Annotated in this window: 22 protein-coding genes; 11 read left to right on the top strand and 11 right to left on the bottom strand. The window is 61.6% G+C overall.

The window, feature by feature from the left end; all coding sequences use genetic code 11:
- The first annotated feature begins 1 nt into the window (after position 1).
- From U5A65_RS03430 to U5A65_RS03395, 8 genes are all read left to right on the top strand, one after another.
- A complete protein-coding gene (locus U5A65_RS03430; protein WP_321945480.1) occupies positions 2 to 1,612 on the top strand; it encodes an intermembrane transport protein PqiB in 1,611 nt (536 codons plus the stop codon).
- Positions 1,609 to 2,220 carry a PqiC family protein gene (locus tag U5A65_RS03425; protein WP_321945479.1) on the top strand — a complete coding sequence of 204 codons (612 nt, stop codon included), beginning with the start codon at positions 1,609 to 1,611 and terminating at the stop codon, positions 2,218 to 2,220. Before U5A65_RS03430 ends, U5A65_RS03425 begins: the two co-directional genes overlap by 4 nt.
- Before the next feature lie 92 nt (positions 2,221 to 2,312).
- Entirely contained in the window at positions 2,313 to 3,029 is a 717-nt protein-coding gene (locus U5A65_RS03420) for a hypothetical protein (protein ID WP_321934605.1), read from the top strand.
- Positions 3,030 to 3,451: 422 nt separating this feature from the next.
- Positions 3,452 to 3,736, top strand: a complete 285-nt coding sequence (locus U5A65_RS03415; RefSeq protein ID WP_321908218.1) for a hypothetical protein — start codon at positions 3,452 to 3,454, stop codon at positions 3,734 to 3,736.
- Between the two features lie 158 nt (positions 3,737 to 3,894).
- A complete protein-coding gene (locus U5A65_RS03410) occupies positions 3,895 to 4,131 on the top strand; it encodes a hypothetical protein (RefSeq protein WP_321945478.1) in 237 nt (78 codons plus the stop codon).
- A gap of 565 nt (positions 4,132 to 4,696) precedes the next feature.
- Positions 4,697 to 5,983 (top strand): efflux RND transporter periplasmic adaptor subunit, encoded by a 1,287-nt coding sequence (locus U5A65_RS03405; RefSeq protein ID WP_321945477.1) that lies wholly within the window; start codon positions 4,697 to 4,699, stop codon positions 5,981 to 5,983.
- An 11-nt stretch (positions 5,984 to 5,994) separates the two neighbouring features.
- Entirely contained in the window at positions 5,995 to 9,213 is a 3,219-nt protein-coding gene (locus U5A65_RS03400) for a multidrug efflux RND transporter permease subunit (protein ID WP_321908224.1), read from the top strand.
- Position 9,214: 1 nt separating this feature from the next.
- Entirely contained in the window at positions 9,215 to 10,708 is a 1,494-nt protein-coding gene (locus U5A65_RS03395; RefSeq protein ID WP_321945476.1) for an efflux transporter outer membrane subunit, read from the top strand.
- 267 nt (positions 10,709 to 10,975) lie between these two features.
- Here U5A65_RS03395 and U5A65_RS03390 read toward each other — a convergent pair whose 3' ends face one another.
- The 10 genes from U5A65_RS03390 to U5A65_RS03345 form a co-directional block, all read right to left on the bottom strand.
- Positions 10,976 to 11,959, bottom strand: coding sequence for a D-alanyl-D-alanine carboxypeptidase family protein (locus U5A65_RS03390; RefSeq protein ID WP_321908226.1), 984 nt, complete (start codon positions 11,957 to 11,959; stop codon positions 10,976 to 10,978).
- A gap of 336 nt (positions 11,960 to 12,295) precedes the next feature.
- Positions 12,296 to 12,952 carry an alpha-ketoglutarate-dependent dioxygenase AlkB gene (locus U5A65_RS03385; protein ID WP_321934603.1) on the bottom strand — a complete coding sequence of 219 codons (657 nt, stop codon included), beginning with the start codon at positions 12,950 to 12,952 and terminating at the stop codon, positions 12,296 to 12,298.
- Between the two features lie 70 nt (positions 12,953 to 13,022).
- A complete protein-coding gene (locus tag U5A65_RS03380; RefSeq protein ID WP_321934602.1) occupies positions 13,023 to 14,534 on the bottom strand; it encodes an AlkA N-terminal domain-containing protein in 1,512 nt (503 codons plus the stop codon).
- Between the two features lie 270 nt (positions 14,535 to 14,804).
- A complete protein-coding gene (locus tag U5A65_RS03375) occupies positions 14,805 to 15,584 on the bottom strand; it encodes a class I SAM-dependent methyltransferase (RefSeq protein ID WP_321934601.1) in 780 nt (259 codons plus the stop codon).
- 484 nt (positions 15,585 to 16,068) lie between these two features.
- A complete protein-coding gene (locus U5A65_RS03370; RefSeq protein ID WP_321945475.1) occupies positions 16,069 to 16,701 on the bottom strand; it encodes a LysE family translocator in 633 nt (210 codons plus the stop codon).
- Between the two features lie 185 nt (positions 16,702 to 16,886).
- Complete coding sequence (locus U5A65_RS03365; RefSeq protein WP_321934600.1) at positions 16,887 to 18,239, bottom strand: alpha/beta fold hydrolase; 1,353 nt, start codon at positions 18,237 to 18,239, stop codon at positions 16,887 to 16,889.
- Positions 18,240 to 18,260: 21 nt separating this feature from the next.
- Complete coding sequence (locus U5A65_RS03360; RefSeq protein WP_321945474.1) at positions 18,261 to 19,193, bottom strand: NAD(P)H-binding protein; 933 nt, start codon at positions 19,191 to 19,193, stop codon at positions 18,261 to 18,263.
- A gap of 87 nt (positions 19,194 to 19,280) precedes the next feature.
- Positions 19,281 to 20,276: a carbon-nitrogen hydrolase family protein gene (locus U5A65_RS03355; protein ID WP_321908239.1), complete on the bottom strand. Its 996-nt coding sequence runs from the start codon at positions 20,274 to 20,276 to the stop codon at positions 19,281 to 19,283.
- Positions 20,277 to 20,350: 74 nt separating this feature from the next.
- Entirely contained in the window at positions 20,351 to 20,983 is a 633-nt protein-coding gene (locus U5A65_RS03350) for a MarR family winged helix-turn-helix transcriptional regulator (RefSeq protein ID WP_321908240.1), read from the bottom strand.
- Positions 20,984 to 21,050: 67 nt separating this feature from the next.
- Entirely contained in the window at positions 21,051 to 22,088 is a 1,038-nt protein-coding gene (locus U5A65_RS03345; protein WP_321945880.1) for a GlxA family transcriptional regulator, read from the bottom strand.
- A 104-nt stretch (positions 22,089 to 22,192) separates the two neighbouring features.
- Here U5A65_RS03345 and U5A65_RS03340 point away from each other — a divergent pair, with 104 nt between their 5' ends.
- The 3 genes from U5A65_RS03340 to U5A65_RS03330 are packed head-to-tail and all read left to right on the top strand — an operon-like array spanning position 22,193 to position 23,620.
- Complete coding sequence (locus U5A65_RS03340) at positions 22,193 to 22,747, top strand: Tautomerase enzyme (protein WP_321908244.1); 555 nt, start codon at positions 22,193 to 22,195, stop codon at positions 22,745 to 22,747.
- Positions 22,744 to 23,202 carry a hypothetical protein gene (locus tag U5A65_RS03335; protein ID WP_321908246.1) on the top strand — a complete coding sequence of 153 codons (459 nt, stop codon included), beginning with the start codon at positions 22,744 to 22,746 and terminating at the stop codon, positions 23,200 to 23,202. Before U5A65_RS03340 ends, U5A65_RS03335 begins: the two co-directional genes overlap by 4 nt.
- A gap of 19 nt (positions 23,203 to 23,221) precedes the next feature.
- Positions 23,222 to 23,620 (top strand): hypothetical protein, encoded by a 399-nt coding sequence (locus U5A65_RS03330; protein WP_321945473.1) that lies wholly within the window; start codon positions 23,222 to 23,224, stop codon positions 23,618 to 23,620.
- Positions 23,621 to 23,937: 317 nt separating this feature from the next.
- Here U5A65_RS03330 and U5A65_RS03325 read toward each other — a convergent pair whose 3' ends face one another.
- On the bottom strand, positions 23,938 to 25,491 hold the full coding sequence (locus tag U5A65_RS03325; RefSeq protein ID WP_321945472.1) for an ATP-binding protein: 1,554 nt from the start codon (positions 25,489 to 25,491) through the stop codon (positions 23,938 to 23,940).
- Positions 25,492 to 25,789: the final 298 nt, after the last annotated feature.

Below are 25,789 nucleotides of genomic sequence, written 5' to 3'. Positions count from 1 at the left end.
CATGCCCGGGCCGGAGAAAAAGCCTGATTTTCCCAACGCGGATGCGGCGCCGCGGTCGCGCTGGCGTCTGCAGGTCGTATGGCTCGTCCCCATACTCGCGGTCCTGATTGGCGGGTGGCTTGCCGCCAAGGCAGTGATCGAAAAGGGCCCGGCGATTACGATCAGCTTCATTACGGCAGATGGTCTCGAAGCGGGAAAAACGAAGATCAAGTTCAAGAACGTCGACATTGGACTCATTAAGACCGTCACGCTCACGCCCGACCACGAGCGTATTGTCGCGACCGCCGACATCAATAAGAACGCGACTGACATGCTGGTCGACAGCACGCGTTTCTGGGTGGTGCGCCCGCGCATATCGGGCGGAACGGTGTCCGGAATCGGGACACTCCTGTCCGGCTCTTACGTTGAAATGGACGTCGGGAAATCGAAAAAAGGGCGTCGCGACTTCGTCGGCCTGGAGGTGCCGCCCGCGATCGCGAGTAATGCGCCGGGGAGCGAATTCATCCTCAAAAGCACGAATATGGGATCGCTCGACGTCGGTACACCGGTTTATTTCCGGCGGCTGCAGGTCGGGCAGATATCCGGCTTCAAGCTCGACCCTGATGGACACGGTGTGACGCTTCGGGTTTTCATCAACGCGCCGTACGACAAGTTTGTTCTTTCGGACACGCGCTTCTGGCATGCGAGCGGTGTCGACGTGGCAGTCAGCTCGAGCGGCATCCAGGTCAATACGCAGTCGCTCGTGTCGATCATGATTGGCGGCGTGGCATTCGAGTCGCCGCCGAGCGCGCTCGATGGGCCCGCCGCTGCGAACGAATCGACCTTCACGCTGTTTCCGGATCGGGCTGATGCGATGAAGGCGCACTATCATATCGTCGTGAAGTACGTTGCCGACTTCACTGAGTCGGTCAGGGGATTGATCGTGGGGGCGCCGGTAGACTTCCGCGGCATTGTCGTGGGCGAAGTGACAGCGATCTATACACGTTTTGATCCCAAGACCGAGAAGTTCAGCATTCCGGTGGAAATAGATCTCTATCCGGAACTGTTCACGTCCCGCTATGAGACGAACGGCGGGGGCCGCGTGAGCAACGATCCGCACGCACTGGCGGATCGCCTCGTTGCGAAGGGACTGCGTCTTCAGCTTAGAACGGGCAATTTGCTGACCGGGCAGCTATACATGGCCGCCGACTTCTTCCCGGACGCGCCAAAAGCCACCGTCGACTGGACGTCATCGCCACCGACACTCCCAACGATCCCCGGCAACCTGCAGAGGTTGCAGGAGAACATCACGCAACTCGTCGCGAAGCTAAACACGATCCCAATGCAAGCGATTGGCAACAACACGCGAGCGACACTGGCGAGCGCGAAGACGCTGCTCGACGATCTCGACACCATGATCGTCCCGCAGGCTCAGGGCACGCTCGCCGCGGCGCACACCGCGCTCGACTCCGCCAACAACGCATTGCAGCCGGATTCCGCCCTTCAGCAGAACGCGACGGACATGATTCAGGAGTTGTCGCGCACAGCTGCGGCCTTCCGCACGCTCGCCGATTATCTGGAGCGGCATCCGGAGGCTTTGATTCGCGGCAAGCAGCAGGAGCACCGCCCGTGACACGCGCACCAGCATCCCTCATTGTCGCCTTGTTGGCCATCTTGCTGGGCGGTTGCAGCAGTTCGCCGGTGTCCAGTTTCTACCGGTTGAAGCCGGACGCGAATCTCACCGTCTTGAGCACTGCGGTGCCGCTCTTTGTTGTGGTCAACCCGGTCACGATTCCGGCGCTGGTTGACCGACCGCAGATCGTCATCAGTCTCGCCGACAACCAGGTGTGGCCTGACGAGTTTCAACGCTGGGCGGAGCCGCTCAAAGGCAACATCCAGCGGACGATCGCCGCAGACCTCGCGGTGCTGCTTGGCTCTGAGCATGTGAGCGTGTATGCATCGGATTCGGGTGGCTTGCCTGCGTGGCGCGTGCGCGTCGACATCATGCAGTTCGATTCGGTGCTGTCGGGCATGGCAACTGTCGATGCTCAGTGGACAATCTGGTCTCCTGGTAATGCGGCGCCCATCGTCGGGCACACGGTCGCGCGCGAGCCTGTGCGAGGGCCGGCTTACGACGCGCTTGTCGCCGCCCATGATCGTGCGTTGGGCTTAGTCAGCCGGGACGTTGCAGCGGCAATCCTGAAGAACCTGCCGGCGTCAGGCAGCAGTGCTCACAATTGATACACGGCGCCGCATTGGATCGAGGCCGCTGCTTGCCCTGGCATGAACGCTGTGCCAACTCAGATTACGGCAGGGTATGAAGGACGCTGAACATGAAACCCTCAAAGAAGGCATGGCGACTTCAGGGGATTGACCCGAGCAGGAGTCTGAGAGCCCCCCGCGCTGCTGCCGTCGCCGGCATCCTGTTTTCTGTCTTACTGATTACCGGCCTTCTGCTGTTGCGGCGTTCTGTTCCGGTTGGTCCCATGGAAGCGGGCCAGTGGCTTCGAGAAAGTTCAGGTCAGGTGGCTGTTGCGCTCAACATGGTGCCGTTTGCTGGCATTGCCTTTCTCTGGTTCATTGGCGTGCTGCGGGATCGCCTCGGCGATCGCGAGGATCGCTTCTTTGCTACGGTGTTCATGGGGAGCGGCCTCCTGTTCCTGGCCATGCTGTTCGCCGCTGCCGCGTTCGTCGGTGGAATTGTGGCCACGTATCGCATCGGGTTCGATCGGCTTCCCGGCTCGGCCACGTTCACTGTCGCGCGCGAGTTTGCCAACGAAACCATGAATATTTACGCGGTCCGAATGGCCGCAGTATTTACGGCGAGCACCAGTACACTTGCCCTTCGCACTGGCTTTGTTTCGCGCTGGATTGCGTTTGCTGGATACGCCACCGCGTTCGCGCTGCTCGTTGCCGGCCACTATATCGATTGGATCGTGCTTGTTTTCCCGATCTGGATTCTCCTTCTCAGTCTCCACATCCTGGTCGACAATTTCGGCGTATCACAGAAGGTCGGCGCAAGTGGTCCTGACACGAAGGTCGACGATTGATTTGTTGATCCGCCGGAACACTCGCGGTGGACTTCGGCAACTGACCCGGGCGCATGGAATGGCCGAACTGTAGCCGAAGGCAGCGTGGTGAAGGGAGCCTGGGAAGGGTCACACTCTCCGCTTCCGGCTCTGCGCTTCCTCTAGCAGGGTGGCAGGATGCGCGAGATCGATATCGGCAGTACTGCTTATAAAGAGAGGTTGTGGAATTGATCGGCGGCGGCCAGATCGGCTCGCCGAGCAAACGTAATCTGTCCTCTTACGATCGTATGAATCAGTTCGATGACCACCCTATGCAACCGGAAATTGCCAGTCTTCTGTTCGCTAACCTCCTGCACCGGTCGCTTCATTGGCCTTCGTTGACCATACGACCTAAACTCCTTTAGGGGCCGGCGTGCGTTTTGGCAGAGTCTTTGGAGACCGCCATGAAGATGGTTTTGCTAGTGGTTTGCTTAATGATCAGTTCAAGCGCATTTGCGGAGTGCGCGACGAATTCGCGTGGCGAAACCGCCTGTGGCAACGGGGCAACAGCGGGCGGCTATAACCGGAGCACAGGCACCGCCTGGACATCCCAAACCAACCAGAACGGTGTCCGGACGACCCAAACCAATCGTGGTGGCGAGGCGAAGACGGAAAACGGAAAAGGCGTGGTGCGCGGGCCCGGTGGCAAGACCTGTTATCGGACAGCGAACAGCCACGGTTGTAACTGACAGCACTTGTCTCATCAATGAGTGCACAGGGGGTACTTCTACCTTGACTCGCACGGCGCCAAGGCGCCAACCCATCGGCAGCGACGAATCACTTCAACTTCACACCTCACGCATCGCGCGTACATCTGCCTTTGTCCTCAACAAACCTGGAGCGGCCGATGAGGAACAAAAATTCCGCTATGGGTGTGAAAGACTACATGCTTCGCTATGCGCGCGAGTTGGCCGACTCTGGTCGATACGCCGACTGGCGAGCGATTGAAGAGCCACTGCGGCACAGGTACGGCGTTGAGCAGGCTGACCGCCTGCTCAACGATGCCTCACTCCGAGGCGAACTCGACCAGCGCTGTCAATGTGCAGCACATACCGGCGATGGCGCCCAGCAGATCCGGCATTGAAGTGCATGACGCCCGGTGCGCTCACTCTCGCTGAATTTGCCGACAACAGATACCCACCCACGTACCAACCGCGCGGCGATGTGCTACTGGACGCGCGTCCGAAGCTTTCGATTGTGTGTGCGTTCGGCACAGCGTCCTCGCCGCGAATGGCCGAGGCGTGCGAAGCGGGCTATCAGACCAAAGTCTCATTGTTTTTGCCCTGGACGGCTAGCAGACTTGTCGAGGACGGGCGCCCTGACCATGCGGCGACGAACCATGGGCGACGCCGGCGGCTCTTTCGAGCACGCCACATGAGCAAGAATTCCGCCAGCGCATAAAAGGCATTCTGGTCCTTGCGCAACTCATTGGGGCGGGATTCATCGCGGGTGTGACACCCGGTGTGGGCATTGTGTGCCGGAACGGCGGGTCTGCCGGGCCCGTATTATCCCGGCCGGCGCCTCTTCAAGTGGTCCGGAAGAATCCTTATTGATTCGGATCGCGAACGGTATGCGGGCAACGAAGAAGTGACCATGGCGCGCGCGCACCGAGGCGATGCGCGGGTCCGGCGCATTGCGGGAGGCCATTCATGAGTGGACCGTTCTTTCTCGGGCATCGACCGTTACCTCTGGTTTCCGCACGCCGAAACCGCTTCCCACTGGTCCTCGTCGCTGTTGCGCTGATTCTCCTCGCTGGTTGCAAGAAGGCATCCGGGCCTCCGGCACTCGGTGCGCCTGAAGTCACGGTGATGACGGTTGTGGCGCAAGACACGCCGGTCGACCTCGAGTTCACCGCGCAAACACAGAGTTCGCGTGAAGTCGAGATTCGTGCGCGTGTGGACGGCTTTCTCGACCGGCGCATGTACACCGAGGGCGATAAGGTGAGGGCCGGTCAGGTTTTGTTTCTGATGGACCCGAAGCCGTTTCAGGCCTCGCTGCAGACGGCGCGGGGCGAACTTGCGCAGCAGGAGGCGCGGCTCACGGTCGCGCAGCAGAATCTCGCGCGGGTCAAGCCGCTCGCGGCGCAGCAGGCATTGAGCCAGAAGGATCTCGACGACGCAATCGGCAACGAGAAGCAGGCGCGAGCAGCGGTGATCTCAGCGCAAGGGCAGGTGGAGACGGCGGAGCTCAATCTCGGCTACACGACGATCAAGTCGCCTCTGGATGGCCTCGCGAGCTATGCAAGGCAGCAGGATGGCAGCTATCTGATCGCGAATTCATCGGGTCTCCTCACCTTCGTCTATCAGCTCGACCCGATCTGGGTGAACTTCAGCATTTCCGAAAACGAAATGCTCAAATTTCAGGACCAGATTTCGGCAGGCAAGCTGCTTTTTCCGCCCCACAGTGAGTTCGTCGTGGCAGTGGAACTCGCCGATGGCACGGAATTTCCGCAGCACGGCACCATCAGCTTTGCGAATCCGGCGTTCAGCACCGACACGGGCACTTTCCTCGTGCGCGCCTCGCTAGCGAACCCGAAGGGTACATTGCGGCCGGGTCAGTTCGTGCGTGCGCGCGTGTCGGGCGCCGTGCGGCCGAACGCAATTCTCGTGCCGCAACGGGCAGTGCTGCAGGGCGCGAAGAGCCACTTCGTGTGGGTCGTCGACAATCAGTCGAAGGCCCGTCAGCGTGTGGTCGAAGTCGGCGACTGGAACGGCGATAACTGGTTCATCAACGATGGCCTGAAGGCTGGTGAGCGCATTGTGGTGGACGGTGCAATTCGCGTCGTGCCCGAGGTGCCGCTCAAGATTGCCGGAACGCTCCCCTCGACGCAGAGCGGCGGAAAAACGATCGTCGAGAAGGGCGGTGCGTCGGCGCCGCAGGTGAGCGCAGGCGCGCGCGCGATAGCGCCGTCGGCAGCCAGCGGCGCGTCGCAGTAAGGGGCGACTCGATGAACATCTCGCACTTCTGCATCGAGCGGCCCATCTTCGCGTCCGTCATCTCGATCGTGATCACGCTCGGTGGTGCATTGACGTTGTTCTCGCTGCCCATCGCGCAGTATCCGGACGTCACACCGCCGCAGATCACCGTCTCCGCGACCTACCCGGGCGCCAGCGCGGACGTCGTGGCGAACAACGTCGCAGCGCCGATCGAGCAACAGGTCAACGGCGCGGACAACATGATCTACATGTATTCGTCCGGGTCGTCGACCGGCAACTACACGCTCAATGTCTTCTTCGGGATCGGCACCAATCCGGAGTTGGCCCAGGTCGACGTGCAGAACCGCGTGAACCTCGCACTCCCGCAGTTGCCGCAGCAGGTGCAGTCGCAGGGCGTGCAGGTCCAGAAGAAGTCGAACGCCTTCATGATGGTGATCGCAATCTATTCGCCGGACGAGCGTTTCGATCCGACCTATATTGCGAACTACGCGAACGTCTACGTGCTCGACACGATCAAGCGCATTCCCGGTGCGAACCAGTCGTCAATATTTGGCACTCCAGATTACGCGATGCGGATCTGGCTGAAGCCCGATCGCATGGCGCAACTCGGGATCACCGCCGGGGACGTGCAGAATGCCGTGCGCGCCCAGAACCAGCAATTCGCGGTCGGCACCGTCGGCCAGGCGCCAACCGGCAACCCGGTCGAGCAGTCATTCGCGGTGACGACCACCGGGCGGCTCGCCACGCCCGCCGAGTTCGACAACGTCATCATCCGCGCAGCGAGCACCGGCGCGGCGATCGTCCGCTTGAAAGACATCGGCCGGGCCGAGCTGGGCCAGAAGAGCTATTCGAACCGCACCACATACCAGGGCAAGCCTGCGACGATCATCGCGGTTTACCAGCAGCCGGGTGCGAATGCACTCGACGTCTCGAAGCAGGTACGCGAGACGCTCGCGGACCTCAAGACGGCATTTCCGGAGGGGCTCGACTATCAGGTCGCGATGGACACGACGGAATTCACGCGTGCGTCGATCGCCGACGTGATCCACACGTTCTTCGAGGCGCTTGTGCTGGTGGTGATCGTCGTGTTCGTGTTTCTGCAGAGCCTGCGCGCGACGCTCATTCCGGTGCTGGCCGTACCGGTGTCGATCGTCGGCACCGCAATGGGCATGGCGGCACTGGGCTTTTCGATCAACATGCTGACGTTGTTCGGCATGGTGCTCGCCATCGGCATCGTCGTGGACGATGCGATCGTCGTGATCGAAAACGTCGAACGCAACATGACCGTTTTCAAGCTCAGTCCGAAAGACGCGGCCAAGCGAGCGATGGACGAGGTGTCGGGTCCGGTCATCGCGATCGTGCTCGTCATGTGCGCCGTGTTCGTGCCGGTTGCGTTCCTCGGCGGGATCACGGGGCAGTTGTACAAACAGTTCGCTATTACGATCGCGATTTCGGTGGTGTTCTCGGGTATCGTTGCGCTCACGCTGTCCCCGGCGCTTGCCGCCATTCTGCTCAAGCCCACGCATCATGAGAAAAAGGGCTTCTTCAAGTGGTTCGACCATCAGTTCGAGCGGATGACGGCCGGCTACGGGCGCGCCGTGCAGTTCATCATCCGGCGATACGTGTTGGGGCTCATCGTTTTCGGCGTCGTGATCGCGCTCGCGGTCCTGATGGGCAAGTCGATCCCGGGCGCCTTTCTGCCGCCCGAGGACCAGGGCTATCTGCTTGGCGCGATCATCATGCCCGACGCGGCGAGCCTCGACCGTACCGCGGACGTGGGCGACAAGGTCACCGACTATTTCATGAAGCAGGCCGCGGTCAGCAGCATCACGATCGTGAACGGCTACAGCTTGCTCGATAGTCAGAACAAGAATAACGCGGGCACGTTCTTCGTCGGCCTGAGGGGTTTCGACGAGCGATACAAGTTTTCGAACATCAGGGAGCAAAACGCGCGCGCCGTGCTGATCAAGGCTTACGAGACGCTCTCGAAGATTCAGGAGGGCATCGTCGTGCCGGTGAATCCACCGTCGATTCCAGGCCTCGGTACGACGGGCGGCAGCGAGATGTGGATCGAAAGCCACGGAGAGGGCTCTATTCAGCAGCTCGCGGGTGTCGTGCAGGACTTCATTGCGAAGGCGAAGGCGCGCCCCGAACTGACCGGCGTGACCACGACGTTCAATGCGAGTTCGCAGCAGTTGCTCGTGAACGTCGATCGCGACCAGGCGGAGACGCTCGGCGTGCCGGTCGAAGAGGTGTACAGCGCGATGCAGACGATGTTCGGCTCGCTCTACGTGTCGCAGTTCAACAAGGACGCGCGGCTCTGGCAGGTGATTGTTCAGGCCGATCCGCGCTACCGCCTCACGCCCGCCGACCTCGACCAGATCTACGTACGCAGCCGCTCGAACAATATGGTGCCGATCAAGGCGGTGATGACCTACAAGTACGTCACGGGTCCCGACCTGATCACGCGCTTCAACAACTTCCCGGCGGTGAAGATCACGGCGAACGCGGCGCCCGGTTACAGCTCTGGCCAGGTGATCGGGACCTTGAAGGAACTCGCCGCGCAGATGCCGCCGGGTTACGCCGTTGGGTGGAGCGGCGAGGCGTTCGAGGAGATCAAGTCGGGCTCGACAGGCGGGCTCGTGTTCGTGTTCGGGATCATCATGGTGTTCCTGATTCTCGCCGCGCAATACGAGAAGTGGTCGCTGCCGGTCGGCGTGCTCATGGCGGTGCCGTTTGCCCTTTTCGGCGCGCTGCTCGCGATCCTGCTGCGCGGCCTGAACAACGACGTGTACTTCCAGATCGGGCTGACCATGCTGATCGCGCTCGCCGCGAAGAACGCGATCCTGATCTTCGAGTTCGCGGTCTTGAACCGCGAGCAAGGCAAGTCGCCGTACGACGCTGCGCTGACCGCCGCGGAAGAGCGCCTGCGGCCGATCGTGATGACTTCGCTGGCGTTCATCCTCGGGTGTGTGCCGCTCGCCATTGCGCTGGGCGCCTCGCAAAACAGCCGCCATTCGATCGGCACTGGCGTGATCGGCGGGATGCTGGGTGCGACCGCGATCGCCGTGTTCTTCATTCCGATGTTCTACTGGGGCATCGAGTCGCTCGGCTCGCGCAAGGGCGGCGGCAAGGACACACCCGTGCCTGGCGGCGGAACGCCGCCGCCCGCGTCCGGTGGCTCCGGCTCACCGACCGTCACGCCGTCCGCGCGGCATGAGGACGACTGACATGCGCGCCGCAGCCTTCGTGCGCTTTGCCGCGCCAGTCCTGCTCATCGGCTTGCTGAACGGCTGTCTGCTCGGCCCCAACTACGAACGGCCGAAAGTGGACGTGCCGGCAACGTACCGGTTTGCGTACCCGGACGTGGCCGATGTCGTCAACACCACGTGGTGGGAACAGTTCGAAGATCCGGTGCTGAACGACCTCGTGAAGACCGCGCTGGAAAACAACCTCAACGTGAAGCAGGCGGCCGCGCGAGTCGACGAGTTCATGGGCCAGTTCGTGAGCACGCGCTCGGCACTCTTCCCGCAGGCGAGCGTCGGTTTCAGCGCGGCGCGAGAGCGCGCTTCGCAGGACGGGCCGACGCCGATACCGGCGGGCGTTTCGCCAGTATTCAACGAGTTCCAGCCGAGCGTGTCGGCCTTCTGGACCATCGACCTGTTCGGCCAGGTGCGGCGCGAAACCGAGGCGGCGCGCGCCAACGTGAACGCGGCCGAACAGAGCCGCCGCGCGACGATCCTGACGCTCGTCGCATCGGTCGCGACGTCCTATATCACGCTGCGCAGCCTCGACATGCAGCTCGAGATCGCACAGAGCACAACCGCGAGCCGGGCCGATTCCGTGCACGTATTCACGTTGCGTCAGCAGTTCGGGCAGACCTCGGATATGGAGCTTGCCCAGAGCCAGTCCGACTACGAGGCGACGGCGGCGACCATTCCGCAACTCGAGCAGCAGATCGGGCAGCAGGAAGACGCGCTCTCGGTACTGCTTGGCAGCAATCCGGAGCCGATCCTGCGCGGCCGCACGCTCGTGGATCTCTCGACGCCCGCCGTGCCTGAGGGCTTGCCGTCGGACCTGCTCGAACGCCGGCCCGACCTGCTGCAGGCCGAGCAGAATCTGGTCGCGCAGAATGCACTGATCGGTGCGGCGCGCGCGCTGTATTTCCCGCAAATCTCGCTCACGGGGCTGTTCGGCTCGGTGAGCACGCAGTTCTCCAACCTCTTCACCGGACCTGCGCGGGTATGGACGTTTGCCGGATCGGCAGTGATGCCGATCTTCACGGGTGGCAACATCTATGGGCAGAACAAGCAGGCCGAGGCGCGTCAGCAAGAGGCGCTGTTCGCCTACGAAAACGCGATTCGGGTTGCATTCCAGCAGGTCAACGACGCGCTGATCGGGGTGCAAAAGTCACGCGAACAGTTTGTGATTCAGAGCCGGCAGGTCGGATCGCTGCGCAAGTATCTGCGGCTAGCGCGGCTGCGTTACGAGGGCGGCTATACGAGCTATCTGGAGGTGCTGGACGCCGAGCGCAATCTGTTCAGCGCGGAACTGCAGCAAACGCAGACTCGGGCCGCGACACTGACGAACCTCGTCAATCTCTACATGGCAATGGGCGGCGGTTGGGTCGTTCAGGCGGAACAGATGAGCGTGCCGGTACCGGCGAGCGGACCACTGCCGGCGCAGCCTGCTACGCCGGAACCCGTTGCGCAGGTGCCGCAATGACCTGCGGGGACGTCATGCGTGCCGTGTCCAGGCTCTTGGCCGTCGAGCAAGGCGGGCGCAAATCGACATGATCTTGACCACAAGTCCGGTGTCTGGGGCGGACCGGCCGTTCCAATGTCGGCGTGAGAAGCTCGTTGAATGTCTCTTGGTGGCCGAACCCGGAAGCAGGACGCTGATCATCCGGGTCTCGGAGGCGCTGCGGCCATCTCGTCAAGTGCCACGCCGCACGACCGGGACGATCGGCGCGAGGCCTCAACGAGACGTTGATCAGGCGGCAGCAGGAGTATGGTGCTTCCGCTTGCTGGCGTCGTGCGTGACGGTCTGGCGGTGCGCGTTGGCGGTCGAACCTGTCCGGTACGATGCGAACTGCACCCTGACGCGATGAGAATGCGCCAGCACCGAATGGTGATGACGCAGCCGGGTGCTAGCGTAATAGGGCGGCTTGACGACCGGCGTTTCGTCTCCGTCCAGCCATCGGCGTATCGTCGTGAGATCGGTGTAGCGCCCCCACGACGTTGGCGAGCCGAGCAGCGCAATCACCACCTGGCCATTCGGCATGTTCGCATCGACGACGATGCAGCGTCCGGCCTCGCGGATATAGCCGGTCTTGGCGACGAGTATGTCCCAATCGGCTGCGCTGACTATCGGGTCGGTGTTGTGATAGAACCTCGTTCTCGTACCGATCTTCTCTTCATAGCGGGGAAGCGTGGTGTACTCGCCGATCAATGGATAGTGCGCGGCGGCTTGCGCCAGCTTCACGACGTCGCGTGCCGTCGAGAGATTGTCCGGCGAGAGCCCGGTTGGATCATTGAAGTGCGTGTCGGCCATATGGAGCGCGCGCGCCTTTTCGTTCATCTTCCGTATGAACGCAGGCTGGCCGCCCGGGAACGCTCGCGACAGCGCGGACGCCGCACGGTTCTCGGATGACATGAGCGCCAGGCGCAGCATCTCTCCGCGTTCGAGCGACGCACCAATCGGGATGCGGGACCCCGAGCGCTTGAGCCGATCGATGTCGCCTTCGTCAACGGACACCGTGTCCCCCAGCGGCTGCGCGCCGTCCAGCAAGACCATCGCCGTCATCAGCTTGGTGAGTGACGCGATCGGCTGGGCGTCGTCGGCGTTCTTTTCCAGCAGGACTTCGCCGCGTCCGACGTCGTACACGATTGCGCTACGTGAATAGAGGAATGGCGTTTCGGCACACGCGACGAACGGCGCAGTGGCGAGTAGTAGCGCGCTGAGGAAGTTCTTCATGGCGTTCACACCTTGGGACGGCGATCAGGCGATGGCGGGTCCGACGTGCTGAATTGCCCACAACAACTAAACTGTAGTGCTCATGGCAGGAATCAGCGTGTGAAAGAAGGTGGAATATGTGTCTTTGGACGCGTTCCTGAGCGAAGTGACAGAGACTGATCGACCCGAAGCGGTCTGTGGTGCACGGAAGCGGTCAACGGCTGCTTCCAGGTTTCCATCATCTCGAAGCGATGGATCTTCTGAACCGCGACGAGATGATCTGCGTACAGGCAACAGGTCCGGTCGCGCAGCGGAGCATGTTGAGCGCAATGAAAGCGCGCGCGAATCACACAACGCTCATTGGCGATCCCGCACGCCTTGCGCCGAACTCATGAAGTTCACGCTGATACGTGCCTCCACGATGCCCGGTTCCTTGGGCACACAATGCACCCAGTCCTGTTGGGATCGTCCCCCCATCACGACCAGGTCGCCGGAGGCGGGTTTAAAGGTCATGGAGCTACCGCCTTTTATCGGCTTGACCAGGAACCGTCGGGTCGTTCCGAGCGTCAGGACGGGTACGATGCACTCCAATTTTCTGCATGAGCGATGGTCGCGGTGCCAACCGGTGCTGTCCTGTCCATTGCGATAGAGGTTCATCCACAAGCCGTCGTAAGCCACGCCGTAGTGACTTGAGAGCGCACGAACGGCCTGCAGCAGGCCTTGCTGCGGCACGTCGCCAAGATTTTGATAAACCGCCGTCATGCGCGGCTCGCGAAATACCTTGTTGAACATTCGCCGATCGTGTTCGAGCCAGGGAACGCTGTTGCGCATCTGCTCGTAGAGCAGGGAAGCTCCCGAAATCCAGCCGGGCACGATTTCAACCCAGGAATGAGCGTCGAGAGCGAAACGCCTTGCCGTTCCGAAGGATGTGTCTATTGAGAAGTGGGTGTCGCCGCCTCCGAATAGATCGCTCTGGGCATGTATTGGGTTCGGGGTGGGTGTGAGTGTATTCATCACGCGAATCGACCGCTTGCGGCGGCGGGCAGGTACACACGACCGAGAGGCGTGTCGATAAGGGTAGTCTTCATGTTGATGTGCTGTGCTCCATGGCATGCCAGACCCGCAGCACCGAGTAGCCGCGCCAGGGCCGCCATCTTTCGGCAGCTTGTGCCGCGGCGCGGGCGTTGCTCACGCCCAGGGCTTTTTGCAGCGCTACGTCACCGGCAGGAAAGGCGTCGGGCCAGCGCAGTGCGCGCAGAGCGATGTACTGCGCCGTCCAGTCGCCGATGCCAGGCAGGGCGCGCAAATCGGCACAGGTTGTCGCGACGTCCACGCCGGGATGCAGGGCGATGCGGCCTTCCAGCACGGCGTGAGCCAGAGCATGCAGCGCGGCCTGACGCTGGCGCGTGACGCCCAGTTGGCCCAGCGCGTCACCGCTGGCGGCGGCCAGAGCGGCAGGGGTGGGAAAAAGACGATCCAGGCCCGCGACGGGCGTCCCGATGGGCTCGCCAAAGGCCGCAACCAGGCGTGCGCCCAGCGTACGAGCGGCGGCCACGGTGATCTGCTGACCGAGCACGGCACGCACAGCCAGTTCAAAACCATCCAGTGTGCCCGGCACGCGCACGCCATCGCTCGATGGGAACGCGGTGTGCAGGGCGGCGTGGATGGCGATTGGATCGGCATCCAGATCGAGCGCGGCGCGCACGCGGTTGATCAGCGTCGGCAGCGCGGCAGCCAGCGAATCGCTGGCCGTCAGCACGGCTTGGGCGCGATCCTCGTCGAAGCGTACCCGCAACCAGCCGGTGCGGCCCCGCGCGCCTTGCATGAGGCGCAGCGTGCGCGTGAATTCCCGATCCCTCACCTGCTCCACGCCGGGCAACGCACGCAGGCGCAAAAAACCGAGCATCGCCTGCACGTCATAGGGCGGGCGCCAGCCCAATCGGACACTCACGCCCTGACTATCCGGCGCTGACCTGGCGCGACGCAGGGCGCTGGGGTTCAGGCCATAGTGACGCGAGAAGGCGTCGTTGAAGCGCCGTACGCTGGCAAAGCCGCTGGATAACGCCACCTGGGCCATCGGTAGTTGCGTGTCGGCGATCAGTTGCTTGGCCGCCAGTAGCCGCCGCGTTTGCAGATACTGGAGGGGCGAGACACCGAAATGTGACTCAAAAATGCGGCGCAAATGGCGATCGCTGACGCCCAGCTTCTGCGCAATCTGGGTCATCAGGCCGCCGCCGGATTGCTCCACAGCTGATTCCGTGGGGGCGACGTGTCTCCAGGCATCGGGCTCGTCCATCAATCGCGCAGCTTGCAGGGCCAGAATGCGTGAGGCGTCTTCCGTGCTCCACGATGCCGCGCGCGGGGCCAACTCGGGGCGACAGCGCAAACAAGGCCTGAAACCCGCAGCCTCGGCCTCTGCCGCGTGGTGGTAAAAGCGGAGGTTCTCGCGACGAGGCATTTTTACGCGACACACCGGACGGCAATAAATGCCGGTGCTGGTGACGGCCGCGAAAAAGGAGCCATCGAAGCGCGCGTCGTGCGCCTTCAGTGCCAGATAACAGGCGTCGCTTTCGGGGATGTCGATGATGGTAGCCATGAGGGACATCGTACATTTCGATTGCCCGTGAAGCTCGCCATTTTCGGACATGTGGTTAGCCGCTTCGGTATCCACTACTGCGGGCCGCGCGACCTGAAAACAAAGCCCGGGGCGCTGCGAGGCGACGCAATTGCCATGTCGGAGGACGCGCTCGGCGGTATCGCGCAGCGGCCGCTGCCGGTCTACCAGAATTGGCCGCCGGAGGTGCTCGTATCAATCTGCAGCAAGAACGTATCGAAGGCCACGGCTAGCGCCTGCAACCCGAAGGGCTCATGCAGCGCTTCGCTGTCCCCATACGGCAATATTGCCGCCGCCGAAGGCCCATAGATCAGGAGATTTCAGGAGCTGCAGCGCCTGCTCGAGCCGAGGCAGAGGCAATGCAGACGTCGCGAGCAGTTGTTCACGCATCTGCACGGCAGTCAGCTCGAAGAATTCCGCGGCGGGCGAACCGCCCCGGATCACGGGAAACTCTCCCTCGCCACCCACCTGCTCCAGTCCCATGCCCGCCACGGTCTCCGGAAGAATGCGAGCCCAGAAGCAGTCCCGACCCGACGCTTTCACAACTGTGTTGACGAGTGCCACCATGAATTCACGGAATACGGCTGACGATGACGCGTGTACCGGGAAAAAGTCGACCTCCTCCAGTAACAGCCACCCGGACGGGCGAAGTGCATCGACCATCCGGCGAATCGCGCGCTCGGGTTCGCGCAGGTGGTGGAGTATCCATCGCGCGTGGACAAAATCGAATGCGGAGTCTGGAAGCTCAGACTTGACGATGTCATGGTGCTGAACTTCAAGGTTCGGAAGACGGATCTCGTCGAGCAAGGTGGTGTTGATATCGGTTGCCATGACGCTGCCGGTTTGCCCGACCTGCTCGCACAGCCACTTCGCGATCGAGCCGCTTCCGGCCGCCACTTCAAGGCAACGCGCCCCCTGACCGACGCCAAGCATCTTGATACGACGCTGGGTCATCGGGTCGAGCATATGCTCGAGCAGCGCCAGACGACGATTCGCATGCTCCCAGGAGTTATCCAACGCATAGCCAGACATGAGTGCCTCGCACGTCGATTAAAGCGTTGTCACATCGGGCACGCAACGGTAACGCCCCGGTGCTCCGGACGCACTTGTGGTGAGGTGATATGAAACTCAACCAACGCTGCCGTATTGGGCCGTGCGATCAAATTCATCCGGAATCCTCAATAAGGATGATCGGCAACGTCGCTATGGACTGTTCGAACCGGGTGAGTTGGCTGCTAGCCGAGGAGGAAGCGCTATTGAGTATAGATTGCCTGTGGATGAGTATCGAAAAAAATCGTAAGCGCTGTGACAGATTCTGCCAACACTTACTTCGGAAAGCGTCCGCGATTTTCAGCGCCAGCTCGTGCGGCTCCGGTTGATACCAGCCGGGATTCTCGTTGCCTTTAGGGAGTCGAGCAGGCGAAAGCGTCTACGCGATTGAGCGCGGCGGATCGCGATACGGATGGCCAACAGCGAAACAACGACCATTGGAGAGCCGATTGGATCGCCCGAGTAGCTAAATACGCGACGCCAGAAGGCGGATGCCGGCAATCCCGAATATTACGGCCAGGCATCCTTCCATGGCGCGGCGGGTCCGCACGTACATCCTGCGAGCCGAGTCTGTCGAAAACAGTACCGCGTATCCGCCGAATACCAGACATCCAATGGCCGCACAGCCTGCAATCAGAGCGCTATGGGCAGATCCCGTGCTGCTCGACGACAGAGCAACAATTGAAACCCACACAAGGATCGCTTTGGGATTGGTGAGATGGAGCATCAGTCCGCGGGAGTAGACGTTTGTCAATGTCGGCGTTCGCTCCGCATTCAGTGCGGATGCCGCTGCTGTCGCAAGCGCGCTGCGTCCGGATTTGAAGGCCAGCCACAAGAGATAAAGGCCGCCAAAAATCTTGACTGCAATAATGAATTGAGAATAAGCAATTAGCGCAGCCGAGACGCCCAGCGTAGCCACCGTCGCCCAGATCATCGATCCAGAGATGACACCGAGTGCGAACATCACGGCCGCTTTCCGCCCGTGACTGGCAGCTATGGACATAATCGCCAGGTTGCTTGGCCCGGGACTCGCGGTGCCAACGAAATACGCTGCGTAGGCAAGCAGCAGGTTTGTCGAGAAGTGGGCGTTTGCTGTCATGTTTTCGTTCCGGCAACGGAAGGTCCCTGATCATCGGGCTTTGACGAAACAGGCGGAAGTGGCAATGTTGCCATCTTTCGCGGGATATCGGACACGCCATCAATGCGAGCATCATCGCATGGGCCCGTCTGGCTCGATGACAGCGAGGCGTACTCCGGCGCATGAGCGTCGGAGCGCTTCGCACTTCAGGCGCGCAAAGGCCTTAGCCCCTTGCGCACTTCGTTCGCGAAGATCATCGGTTCTTCCCACGCCGCGAAGTGACCGCCAGTTTCGGGTTTGTTGAAATAAATCAGGTTGTGATAGGCCTTTTCAGTCCAGCTCTTCGGCGCCTGGTAGTTTTCACCCGGAAACGCGCTCACAGCAGCCGGCACATCGACGTCGGCCGCGAGGAAGAAGTTCGCGTGCGACTCCCAATAGAAGCGCGCGGCCGAGACGCCGGTGTTCGTCAGCCAGTAAAGCGTGAAGTCGTCGAGTATGTCGTCTCGGGTCAACGCGCCTGCTGAATGACCGTTGACGGGATGACCGAGTACGGCCGCGCTCAACGCCGCCGCGGGCTGGCCGTAGCCGTCGCCGTGATCGAGCAGCCAGGAAGCGAGCGCGACGGGCGAGTCGGCGAGTCCGTACAGCGTCTGTGGGCGCGTGCCCATTTCGAAAGCGTAGCCGCGCTTCTTCTTGAAGTTGGCGCTCAACTGGTCATACGCGTGCTGCTCCTCTGCCGATAAACCGGCAGGCATCGGCTCGCCGGCCGCCAGTGACTTCAGAATGTCCGCAGGAACGGTGGCCGGGAAGTTCACGTGAATACCGATCAATTCGGGCGGCGCCTGTTTGGCCATGATGTTCGTGACAATCCCGCCGAGATCGCCGCCCTGTGATGCAAAACGCTCGTAGCCGAGGCGCTTCATCAATGTGACCCACGCACGTGCGGTGCGCTCCGGTCCCCAGCCGGTTGTGGTCGGTCTCGCAGAAAAGCCGTAACCGGGCAACGAGGGAATCACGAGATGAAAGGCGTCCGATGCCGGTGCGCCGTACGCAGTCGGATTGACGAGCGGGTCGATGATCTTGAACTGCTCGATGATCGAGCCGGGCCAGCCGTGGGTCACGATCAACGGCATCGCATTGTCGTGCTTCGAGCGCACGTGGATGAAATGGATATCGAGTCCGTCGATTTCGGTGATGAACTGCGGATACGAATTGAGCCGCGCTTCGCATTTGCGCCAGTCGTAGCCGGTCGCCCAGTATTGCGCGAGACCCTGAATGGTGGCGAGTTGAATGCCCTGTGATTCGTCGGGCACCGTCTCGCGATCGGGCCAGCGCGTGGCCTTGATGCGCCGCCGCATGTCGACGAGATGCGACTCGGGCACGTGAACGCGGAAGGGCCGGATCGCCGCCTTGTCGCCGTTCGCGGGTTCGGTGGTCGTGCCGATTCCGGGGCTTGTGTCCGCGAAGGCGAGCCGGCTCAGCGAGCCCGCCGCAAGCGCCGCCGCGGCCACGCCGACAAAGTGCCGGCGCGTTGAGGATTGGGGAGCGGTATTTGACATGGAATCGTCCTCCGGCCTCGATCAGCTTGTCGCGCTGCGCGTGAAATCAGCAATGTGCAGCTTGACGAAGTCATACATGCTCATGGGCTTGCGGCCCGTGAGTTCGAACAGATCGTTCGTCATGCGGTCGTACCGCCCCTGAGCATGGAGGTCGGCCATCACGGCCAGATGATCGACGACGTGAGCGGGAATGCCGAGTTCGCGCAATTTGTCCGACCACGGCGCGACAGGCACATTCCGGTAATGGATAGGCCGGCCGAGCGCTTCCGAAAAGACGCGCGCGGCCTGCTCGAGATCCGTCGACTCGAGACCTGTCAGGTTATAAATCTTGCCAATATGCGGCGCCGGGTTCTCGAGAATCACCGATACCGCATTCGCAACGTCAACCGCAGAAATGGGCGACGTCTTGCTAGCGCCGAGCGGCAGTGCGAGTTCGTCGTTGTCGCGTACGCCGGCGGCGCCAAGGGTCAGGAAGAAGCTCTCGAGAAAAGCCGTCGGCCGTACCGTGACGACGGGCAGCCCCGACCATTGCAATACCTGTTCGGCAAGCCAGTGCAGCTTGTGCTGCGGGCTGTCGGTTGTCTCCGTGATGCTCATTTCCGTGACCGTCATTTGCGACATGTTCACGATGGCTTCGACGCCGTGATGACGCGCCACCGCAGCAAAATTGACGGTTGCTTCGAGATAGGCCTCGGAGACGGACATGCCGAAATAGACTCGCGAACAGCCTTCGATCGCGCGGTGCATCGAGGCGAGATCGGTCAGATCGCCTACCACCACTTCGGCGCCCAGGCGGCGCAACTCGTTCGCGCGCTCGTCTTCCTTGCGGACCAGTGAGCGCACTTTGTAGCCCTTCGCGAGCAATGACGTCGTAACGTTGCGGCCGATTCCACCAATCGCGCCTCCGGCGCCTGTCACGAGAATGGGCCGATCATGGGCAGGGTTCGTTGTCATATCAGATACCTTTCAGGAAAAAATCGTGCATTTTATGTATGCATATACACACGTTTGAACGAAAAACGCGCGTGCATACGTTGATTGTCATGCAGCCAGGGGGCGCAGATCGTCGCCATTCTGGTCGCTGACGATAATCGGGTGCGAAGCAGCACGTTCGTGAACATGCGCGGTTGGCGTGCGATCGATCATCAGACTCAGCAATTCGGGGCGGTTGTAATGGCCGGCTGCGTCCATCAGCATCTTGCGGCGATCGATTTGCGTGAAGTCGAGGTCGACGATCACTTCGCCTTCGCCTGAGCGAAGCGGCTCGGCCATCAGCGTGCCGTCAGGAGCAACGATCGTGGTGAAACAGCCGCCCGAAATCGGACCGATTGCACAACCGGTGTCTTTCATGATTTGCGCCTGCTGGTCCGCGTCCAGCCACGCCGTCGCGTTGACGACGAACGCGCCGGATTCGAGCGCATGCTGGCGGATGTTGATTTCCATACGTTGGGCAAAGCCCTCGCCAAAGGCGGAACCAGGGTACATCGCCGAATGGATCTGCTCGCCGTCGGCAATCATCGCGTAGCGGGCAAGCGGGTTGTTGTGCTCGAAGCATGCAAGCTGCCCGATGCGACCGACTGCGCTGTCGACTGCGCGCAATCCCGAGCCGTCTCCCTGACCCCAGATCATGCGCTCGAAATGCGTCGGCGTGATCTTGCGGCGGCGCTGGATCAGCGTGCCGTCGGCATCGAAGAGCAATTGTGTGTTGTACAGCGTGCCGCCATCACGCTCATTGACGCCGATGGATACGACCATGCCTGCCTTTCGCGCGGCCTCGCCGATCGCGTCGGTCGCAGCGGACGGCACCGTCACCGCCTGTTCGAGCAGGCGCAGATGTTCGGTGCCCGAAAGTAGCTCGATGCCCGTCTGGACGGCCGCAAAGTAAGGGTAATAAGGCACGACCGTTTCAGGGAAAGTGGCGAACTGTACGCCTTTCTGGCCGAGTTCGTGGATCTTCTGCACGACCTTGGCGACGGTTGCTTCACGGCTATAGAGCACCGGGCTGAACTGGACGGCAGCGGCTTTGACTACTTTCATGAAAAACTCCTTAACGATGAGTAGGGGTACCAGGCATTGGTCGATCTTGCATATGCAACATCGACCGAAAAACTTCAGACCATACGCAGCGGCAATTTCCCCGCGATATTCATAAGCTCATGGGCGCCGTCTTCGCCAAGGAGGCGCGTCGTGTAGTGCTGTGCCGCCGACCACGCGCTCGCGGCGTTCTTGAGCAGCGCCCGGCCTTCGTGTGTGAGCGAGAGGGGGCGGCTTCGACCATCGCTTGCTGGAATGCCCTCGGCAACCCAGCCCTGCGCGATCAGCGGCTGCAGATTTCTTGTCAGCGTCGAGCGCTCGTGATGATTGCGGCGGCCCAGATCCGAGCGGCTAATCGGCCCGAACTCCCCGATCAGCACGAGCAATGAGAATTGCGGCGCCTCGATGCCGAACGGACGCAACGCTTCGTCATAGACCGAAGTCAGGACGCGGGAGACCTGCCGGGCGCGCGTCAGCAGACAATTGCGCGCGATCTGGCTGCTCAGCGGTTCATCCGCAGTGCGGTCCGGTTCAGCGGTTCCATTCGACTCGTGTTGCATATGCACTATCTCGGTTGCCCCAGTTTTGCGGTGCGGTGTTTTGCTCGCGATGGGCGTATTGGAGCGGATGAATGTATCTCGCTTGTGTCCGAAAACCGGCTGCGTGTATGTGTGCGTATCGTTGGCTGTCGCAGATACGTTGAGATACAAAAAAAGAATAGGGCGAGGAATGAGGGCGGGAGGTGACGAGGCCGCGGCGCGATGAGCTCGCGAGTCCTCAGCGGCCGTTGCGGCCTGACCCGGCTTCTATACTCTTCGCCGTGGCACGCGAGAACCGCATTTGATATTCACTTGGCGACAACCCGGTCTTGCGCTTGAACAATTGCCGAAATGTACTGATATCGCCATAACCAACTCGCTGACTCACTGCCTCAAGCCCAATCGGGCGCGTTTCAAGCAATTTCTTCGCAACTTCGATGCGCAGATTTTGCAGCCAGGTCAACGGCGCGAGCCCGACGGCCTCCTTGAAACGGCGATTGAGCGTGCGTTCGCTAACAGCAAGCGAAGCCGCCAGATCGCTCAACCGGAAGCCTTGCTGCAACGTCGCCTCCATTTGCTGCTGGGCGCGCGCGACGAGCGTGTCGGTATGCCCATGCTCGTCGAGTAGCTTTGCAAAGGAAGCCTGCGAAGTCCGGTTCATGTCGATCAACAGCGCTTTCGCGGTCATCGTAGCGAGTGCTTCGCCGGCGAATGTTTCGACGATCCGCACCGCGAGATTCAGATACGACGTTACGGAACCGCCCGAAATAATGCCGTCTTGCGCGATCAGCACTTCTTGTGCGCGAACTTCGATACGCGGATAGCGGCGTGCGAAATCCGCGGCTCTCGCCCAGTGCGTTGTTGCAGCGCGGCCATCCAGCAGACCCGCCTCGGCGAGCAGGTAATTAGCCGTGCAATATGCCGCCAGCACGGCGCCCGCCTTGCGCTGACGCCGCAGTGCGCAAGACAACGCATTCAACTGCTCGCGGCGCCCGAGGAATTCGTCGACATTCGAAAAAAACGGTGCGGTAAGCAGAACGGCGTCCGCGCGTTTGCGCGGGTCGATCTTGCCGTCGACGTGAATGGTCTGGCCAGACGCGGCGGTGACGGGTTGGCCGTCGAGTGATTCCACGCGCCATGCAAACGCGGGCGCGGATGTCGCACCCGATGCAGCCTTGCGCGCGTGGAACTGATTGGCCGCGCTGAAGACGTCAACCGGGCCCGCGACGCCGGACGCGAGAATTCCGTCATAGACCCAGATGCGGACGATGGTCATGGTGTGTCTGAAATTCCTTGAATAATGGCGATGCTGCCACTCCCGGCCAATCGAGTAAACCCCGATCATGGCCGCATCCAATGACCGGAAGCAGGAGTGGAACCATGCCAATGATCGATGCACTATGGCCCGAAGGCGCCTTGACGCCCGAGGCCGAAGCGCGCCTCGTCAAGGATCTGACCGATATCCTCATCAAGGCGGAAGGGTACGATCCTGCCAATCCGGTCGCACGGCGTGTGACCGTGCTCCATCTTCATCGGCCCGCTGCGATCTACGTCGGCGGCGAACGTACGAACACAATCCGCTACCGGATCGTTCCGTCCGTACCTGAAGGGCAATACACCGCCGAATCGCGTCGCTCGCTCGTCAGAGACGTCACGGAAGCGGTGGCGCGCGCGGAGAACCGGCCGTTCGACGACGTCGCGCCGCGCGTCTGGGTCTTTCCGACCGAAATTCCGGATGGCGCCTGGGGAACGCGCGGCGCGATCTGGACGCTGCCCGATATTCATGCGCTGCTGGCGGGCGAGTCTGAGCGCAGCGCGGGCGTCGAACGTCTCGCACGCCGCCGCCTGGAAAAGGCGCGCATCACGCTCGAAGCGGCGCTCGATGCGGCTAGCGCAGGTACGACGAGAAAATCGCAAGTGGAGCGCCCGGCATGAAATTCAACGATACAGCCCCCGTGCTGGCGTCCGCAGGCACACCGCCGCTCTGGCTGGCGAGGCTCGCTGAAAATGCAACGCTCGAAGCCACCGTCCTGAAGCGGCCGATAGACGGCCGAGCCGATATTCTCTCCGTGATCAAGCACGCGGTCGCGCTCTACGAATTTCAGCATCACAGCTACAAGGGCGAAATCGGCAACGATTTGTATATGGAATCCTATCGATCGCAAATCCAGGGCGTGCCGATCGAAACGGTGGTCGTCGCGCATCTGAACCAACGGGGCGAGACGGATTCAGTGGTCATCAATCATCGCCCGCTCAACGCAGCGCTGCTGTTCTCGAAACGGATGTGGGAAAGCGTCGATGAGCGCTTCCGTGATTACTATCTGACGGGACCAGAAGCCGCTGCGCTGGATAAGGAATCTGGTGTTGCCTCATGCCAGCCTTCGGGCTGATGCGGCAAGAGCAGACGCGATGAAACATCTTCTTTTCGATTTGATAGCAGCCTCCGTGCTGATCGCTTCCACTGGAGTTTCCATGGCTCAAACCACTCCGATGCCAATCACGCCGACTACGAAGATATTGGCAATTGGCACCTTTGCACCGGGCACGGACATGCAACGTGTCCACCACATTCTTCCGACCGAAGTTCGCGCGACGGCACAGCTCTACCTGGAGGGCAAGATTGACCAGTGGTACTCACTTCAAGACCGGGCTGGGGTAGCGTTCATCCTGAACGTGACGGACGTGAATCAAGCCCATGAATTGCTTGAGGCACTTCCTTTGGGGAAAGCGCATTTAATGACATTTTCGCTCCTCCCAATAGGCCCGCTAAAGCCGTTGAGCAAGCTTTTGAATCCGCCGTCCCCCTGATAGCAAGCGCCGGAGGGCTGCTATCGGTGGGACTTGCTATGGCCACGCGCCATTCGGGAATGTCAGCCTGGCGGCGATCGAGCATGCCTTGGAGAGAGTCGCGAAGGCGATTAACGATCAGACATACTAACGACTGACGCGGAATGAAATTGCTCGCCTCGATTCGAAACCACTTCATTCAGCGAGGGAAGAAAGCGGCTTGGCAACGGTGGCCTGAGCAGCGAGAGCCAGAAGGCGTTGATGTCGAAGCACGGCCTGCCGAGCTCAATGGGATTCTCAGTCGATACAGAGCCGTTTGACGAAGCGCGGGTCCGAAGCTACGCACCCGTGAACCGGGGCGCTGGCGCCGCCCGTCCGGACGAACGCGGATTCGACGCAACGGCTTCGATGGAAATCGCGGAAAGGCGCTCGCTGACATAGCGCGCATGCCGCTCAAAAATCGCACAGATCTCGCCTTCGGCAAGCAGTTTTTCGCGGCCGTAGGCACGAGCCGGTGCGGATAGATGGTATTTCACCTCCGCGCCTTCGAATTGAATCTCGATGAGCGATTTGTCGACCAGTTCGCCGACACAGTCCATGACGGCTTCGTCGGAGAGCGTGGCGTCGTGTGCGATCCCGCACGCCGCCTGCGGGCTGAAGGCGCGGCTGAACACGCTCAGACGCCTGAACACTGTCTGCTCGGCTGCGTCGAGCAGCTCGAAGCTCCAGTCGATTGCGGCCCGCAGCGTCCGATGTCTGGGCTGCGCGGTGCGATAACCGCCGGCAAGATAGAGCAGAGGCTCGTCGAGCCCCTCGCAGATGCCTTCGAGGCCCAGTACGGACGCTCGTCCGGCCGCCAGTTCGAGTGCGAGCGGTATGCCCTCGAGGCGCCGGCATATCTCTTCGACGACGCGCAGACGTTCATCGCTCATGTTGGCGCTCATGTCGGCGTTGATGCCGTTCGAGGACAGCCGCCTCAAGAAGAGACCGACCGCAGGGGAGCACAGCATCGCTTCGCGGCAGTCGCCTGCTTCAGGAAGAGCGAGCGGGCCGACACGATAGACGACTTCGTGGGACACCCGCAGACGGAACCGGCTGGTGGCGAGAATCCGCACCTGGGGATTGGCATGGCTGATCAGCCCGACGAGTTCGGCGACGTGCTCCACGACATGCTCGGCGTTGTCGATGACGAGCACGCCGCGCATGCTGGCCAGCCCGCGCGCCACGCTGCGCAGATCGGCACCTTCCTCGGCGTTGGCAAGGCCGCAGACGTCTGCGAACGCGCGGACGACAGCCGCCCGTGTGCTGTGCGCAGCGAGTTCGACGAGGCGGACATCGACAGCCTGTTCTGCGGCGAGCCGGTGCGCGATTTCCCGGGCGATTCTCGTCTTGCCGATGCCGCCCGCGCCGACGAGCGTCACGACGCGCGCCGAGGCGATCAGCGAGCGCACTTCAGCGATCGCGGTTTCACGTCCGAGCAACGTATCGCGTGCGGGCAGCCGATCGGGCCCGGTTGCGCATCCGTGGTACGGCAATGGCGCGATTCGGGCTTCGGGCGCCGCCGCAATCAGCTGATAGCCACGCCCCGGCACAGTGAGGATCAGTTTGCGGTCCGTGCCCAGTGCCTTGCGGATCGCCGAAAGCTGCACATGGATGTTGTTTTCCTCGACGACCGTATCCGGCCAGACCGCCTCCATGAGTTCGTCCTTGGAGACAATGCGTCCCCCCGCCAGGGCAATGGTGGCGAGCACATCGAAGGCGCGGGACCCGAGATCCACCACATTGCCGCCGCGGCGTAGCGTCCGTACGCCGAGGTCCAGCTCACATTCGCCGACCTGAATGACGGGCGCACGGGGGGCGAATGTTGGAGAGTCTGCTATCGCGTGATTCATGTCTGTTTCGTCCGGCATGGCTCGGGCAAGGGACTGAGGGCGCGGCAACCCGCCTCGCCGCGGGTGGCCCGATGTCGTGCGGGCTGACTGCGCGCGGCGCGTATTGAGACGGATGATAGGCGAAGCGCCTTTTCCTCGCCGTTACCCATAAATTAACTTTTGTTAATCTACGGCTTCCGCAGCACTCGTTCAAGCGCATGGGGCCATCGGGAGCCAGTGTCGCGCAACGCCGGTGCCGAAAGCCGGACAGAACATTAACTTAATTTAATGCGGCGCCGAAAAACGGATTATCGGCTCT

Source organism: Paraburkholderia sp. J10-1, from assembly GCF_905220165.1.
Taxonomy (GTDB): Bacteria; Pseudomonadota; Gammaproteobacteria; order Burkholderiales; family Burkholderiaceae; genus Paraburkholderia.
Note: the sequence above shows the minus strand (reverse complement) of the source record. Positions and strands in the feature narration are given on the sequence as shown.

What these genes read in the sequence shown, in the direction of transcription:
- U5A65_RS03430 (WP_321945480.1), top strand. Translation starts at nt 2, where the DNA reads ATGCCCGGGCCGGAGAAAAAGCCTGATTTTCCCAACGCGGATGCGGCG.
- U5A65_RS03420 (WP_321934605.1), top strand. Translation starts at nt 2,313, where the DNA reads ATGAAACCCTCAAAGAAGGCATGGCGACTTCAGGGGATTGACCCGAGC.
- U5A65_RS03415 (WP_321908218.1), top strand. Translation starts at nt 3,452, where the DNA reads ATGAAGATGGTTTTGCTAGTGGTTTGCTTAATGATCAGTTCAAGCGCA.
- U5A65_RS03410 (WP_321945478.1), top strand. Translation starts at nt 3,895, where the DNA reads ATGAGGAACAAAAATTCCGCTATGGGTGTGAAAGACTACATGCTTCGC.
- U5A65_RS03405 (WP_321945477.1), top strand. Translation starts at nt 4,697, where the DNA reads ATGAGTGGACCGTTCTTTCTCGGGCATCGACCGTTACCTCTGGTTTCC.
- U5A65_RS03400 (WP_321908224.1), top strand. Translation starts at nt 5,995, where the DNA reads ATGAACATCTCGCACTTCTGCATCGAGCGGCCCATCTTCGCGTCCGTC.
- U5A65_RS03395 (WP_321945476.1), top strand. Translation starts at nt 9,215, where the DNA reads ATGCGCGCCGCAGCCTTCGTGCGCTTTGCCGCGCCAGTCCTGCTCATC.
- U5A65_RS03390 (WP_321908226.1), bottom strand. Translation starts at nt 11,959, where the DNA reads ATGAAGAACTTCCTCAGCGCGCTACTACTCGCCACTGCGCCGTTCGTC.
- U5A65_RS03385 (WP_321934603.1), bottom strand. Translation starts at nt 12,952, where the DNA reads ATGAATACACTCACACCCACCCCGAACCCAATACATGCCCAGAGCGAT.
- U5A65_RS03380 (WP_321934602.1), bottom strand. Translation starts at nt 14,534, where the DNA reads ATGGCTACCATCATCGACATCCCCGAAAGCGACGCCTGTTATCTGGCA.
- U5A65_RS03375 (WP_321934601.1), bottom strand. Translation starts at nt 15,584, where the DNA reads ATGTCTGGCTATGCGTTGGATAACTCCTGGGAGCATGCGAATCGTCGT.
- U5A65_RS03370 (WP_321945475.1), bottom strand. Translation starts at nt 16,701, where the DNA reads ATGACAGCAAACGCCCACTTCTCGACAAACCTGCTGCTTGCCTACGCA.
- U5A65_RS03365 (WP_321934600.1), bottom strand. Translation starts at nt 18,239, where the DNA reads ATGTCAAATACCGCTCCCCAATCCTCAACGCGCCGGCACTTTGTCGGC.
- U5A65_RS03360 (WP_321945474.1), bottom strand. Translation starts at nt 19,193, where the DNA reads ATGACAACGAACCCTGCCCATGATCGGCCCATTCTCGTGACAGGCGCC.
- U5A65_RS03355 (WP_321908239.1), bottom strand. Translation starts at nt 20,276, where the DNA reads ATGAAAGTAGTCAAAGCCGCTGCCGTCCAGTTCAGCCCGGTGCTCTAT.
- U5A65_RS03345 (WP_321945880.1), bottom strand. Translation starts at nt 22,088, where the DNA reads ATGACCATCGTCCGCATCTGGGTCTATGACGGAATTCTCGCGTCCGGC.
- U5A65_RS03340 (WP_321908244.1), top strand. Translation starts at nt 22,193, where the DNA reads ATGCCAATGATCGATGCACTATGGCCCGAAGGCGCCTTGACGCCCGAG.
- U5A65_RS03335 (WP_321908246.1), top strand. Translation starts at nt 22,744, where the DNA reads ATGAAATTCAACGATACAGCCCCCGTGCTGGCGTCCGCAGGCACACCG.
- U5A65_RS03330 (WP_321945473.1), top strand. Translation starts at nt 23,222, where the DNA reads ATGAAACATCTTCTTTTCGATTTGATAGCAGCCTCCGTGCTGATCGCT.
- U5A65_RS03325 (WP_321945472.1), bottom strand. Translation starts at nt 25,491, where the DNA reads ATGAATCACGCGATAGCAGACTCTCCAACATTCGCCCCCCGTGCGCCC.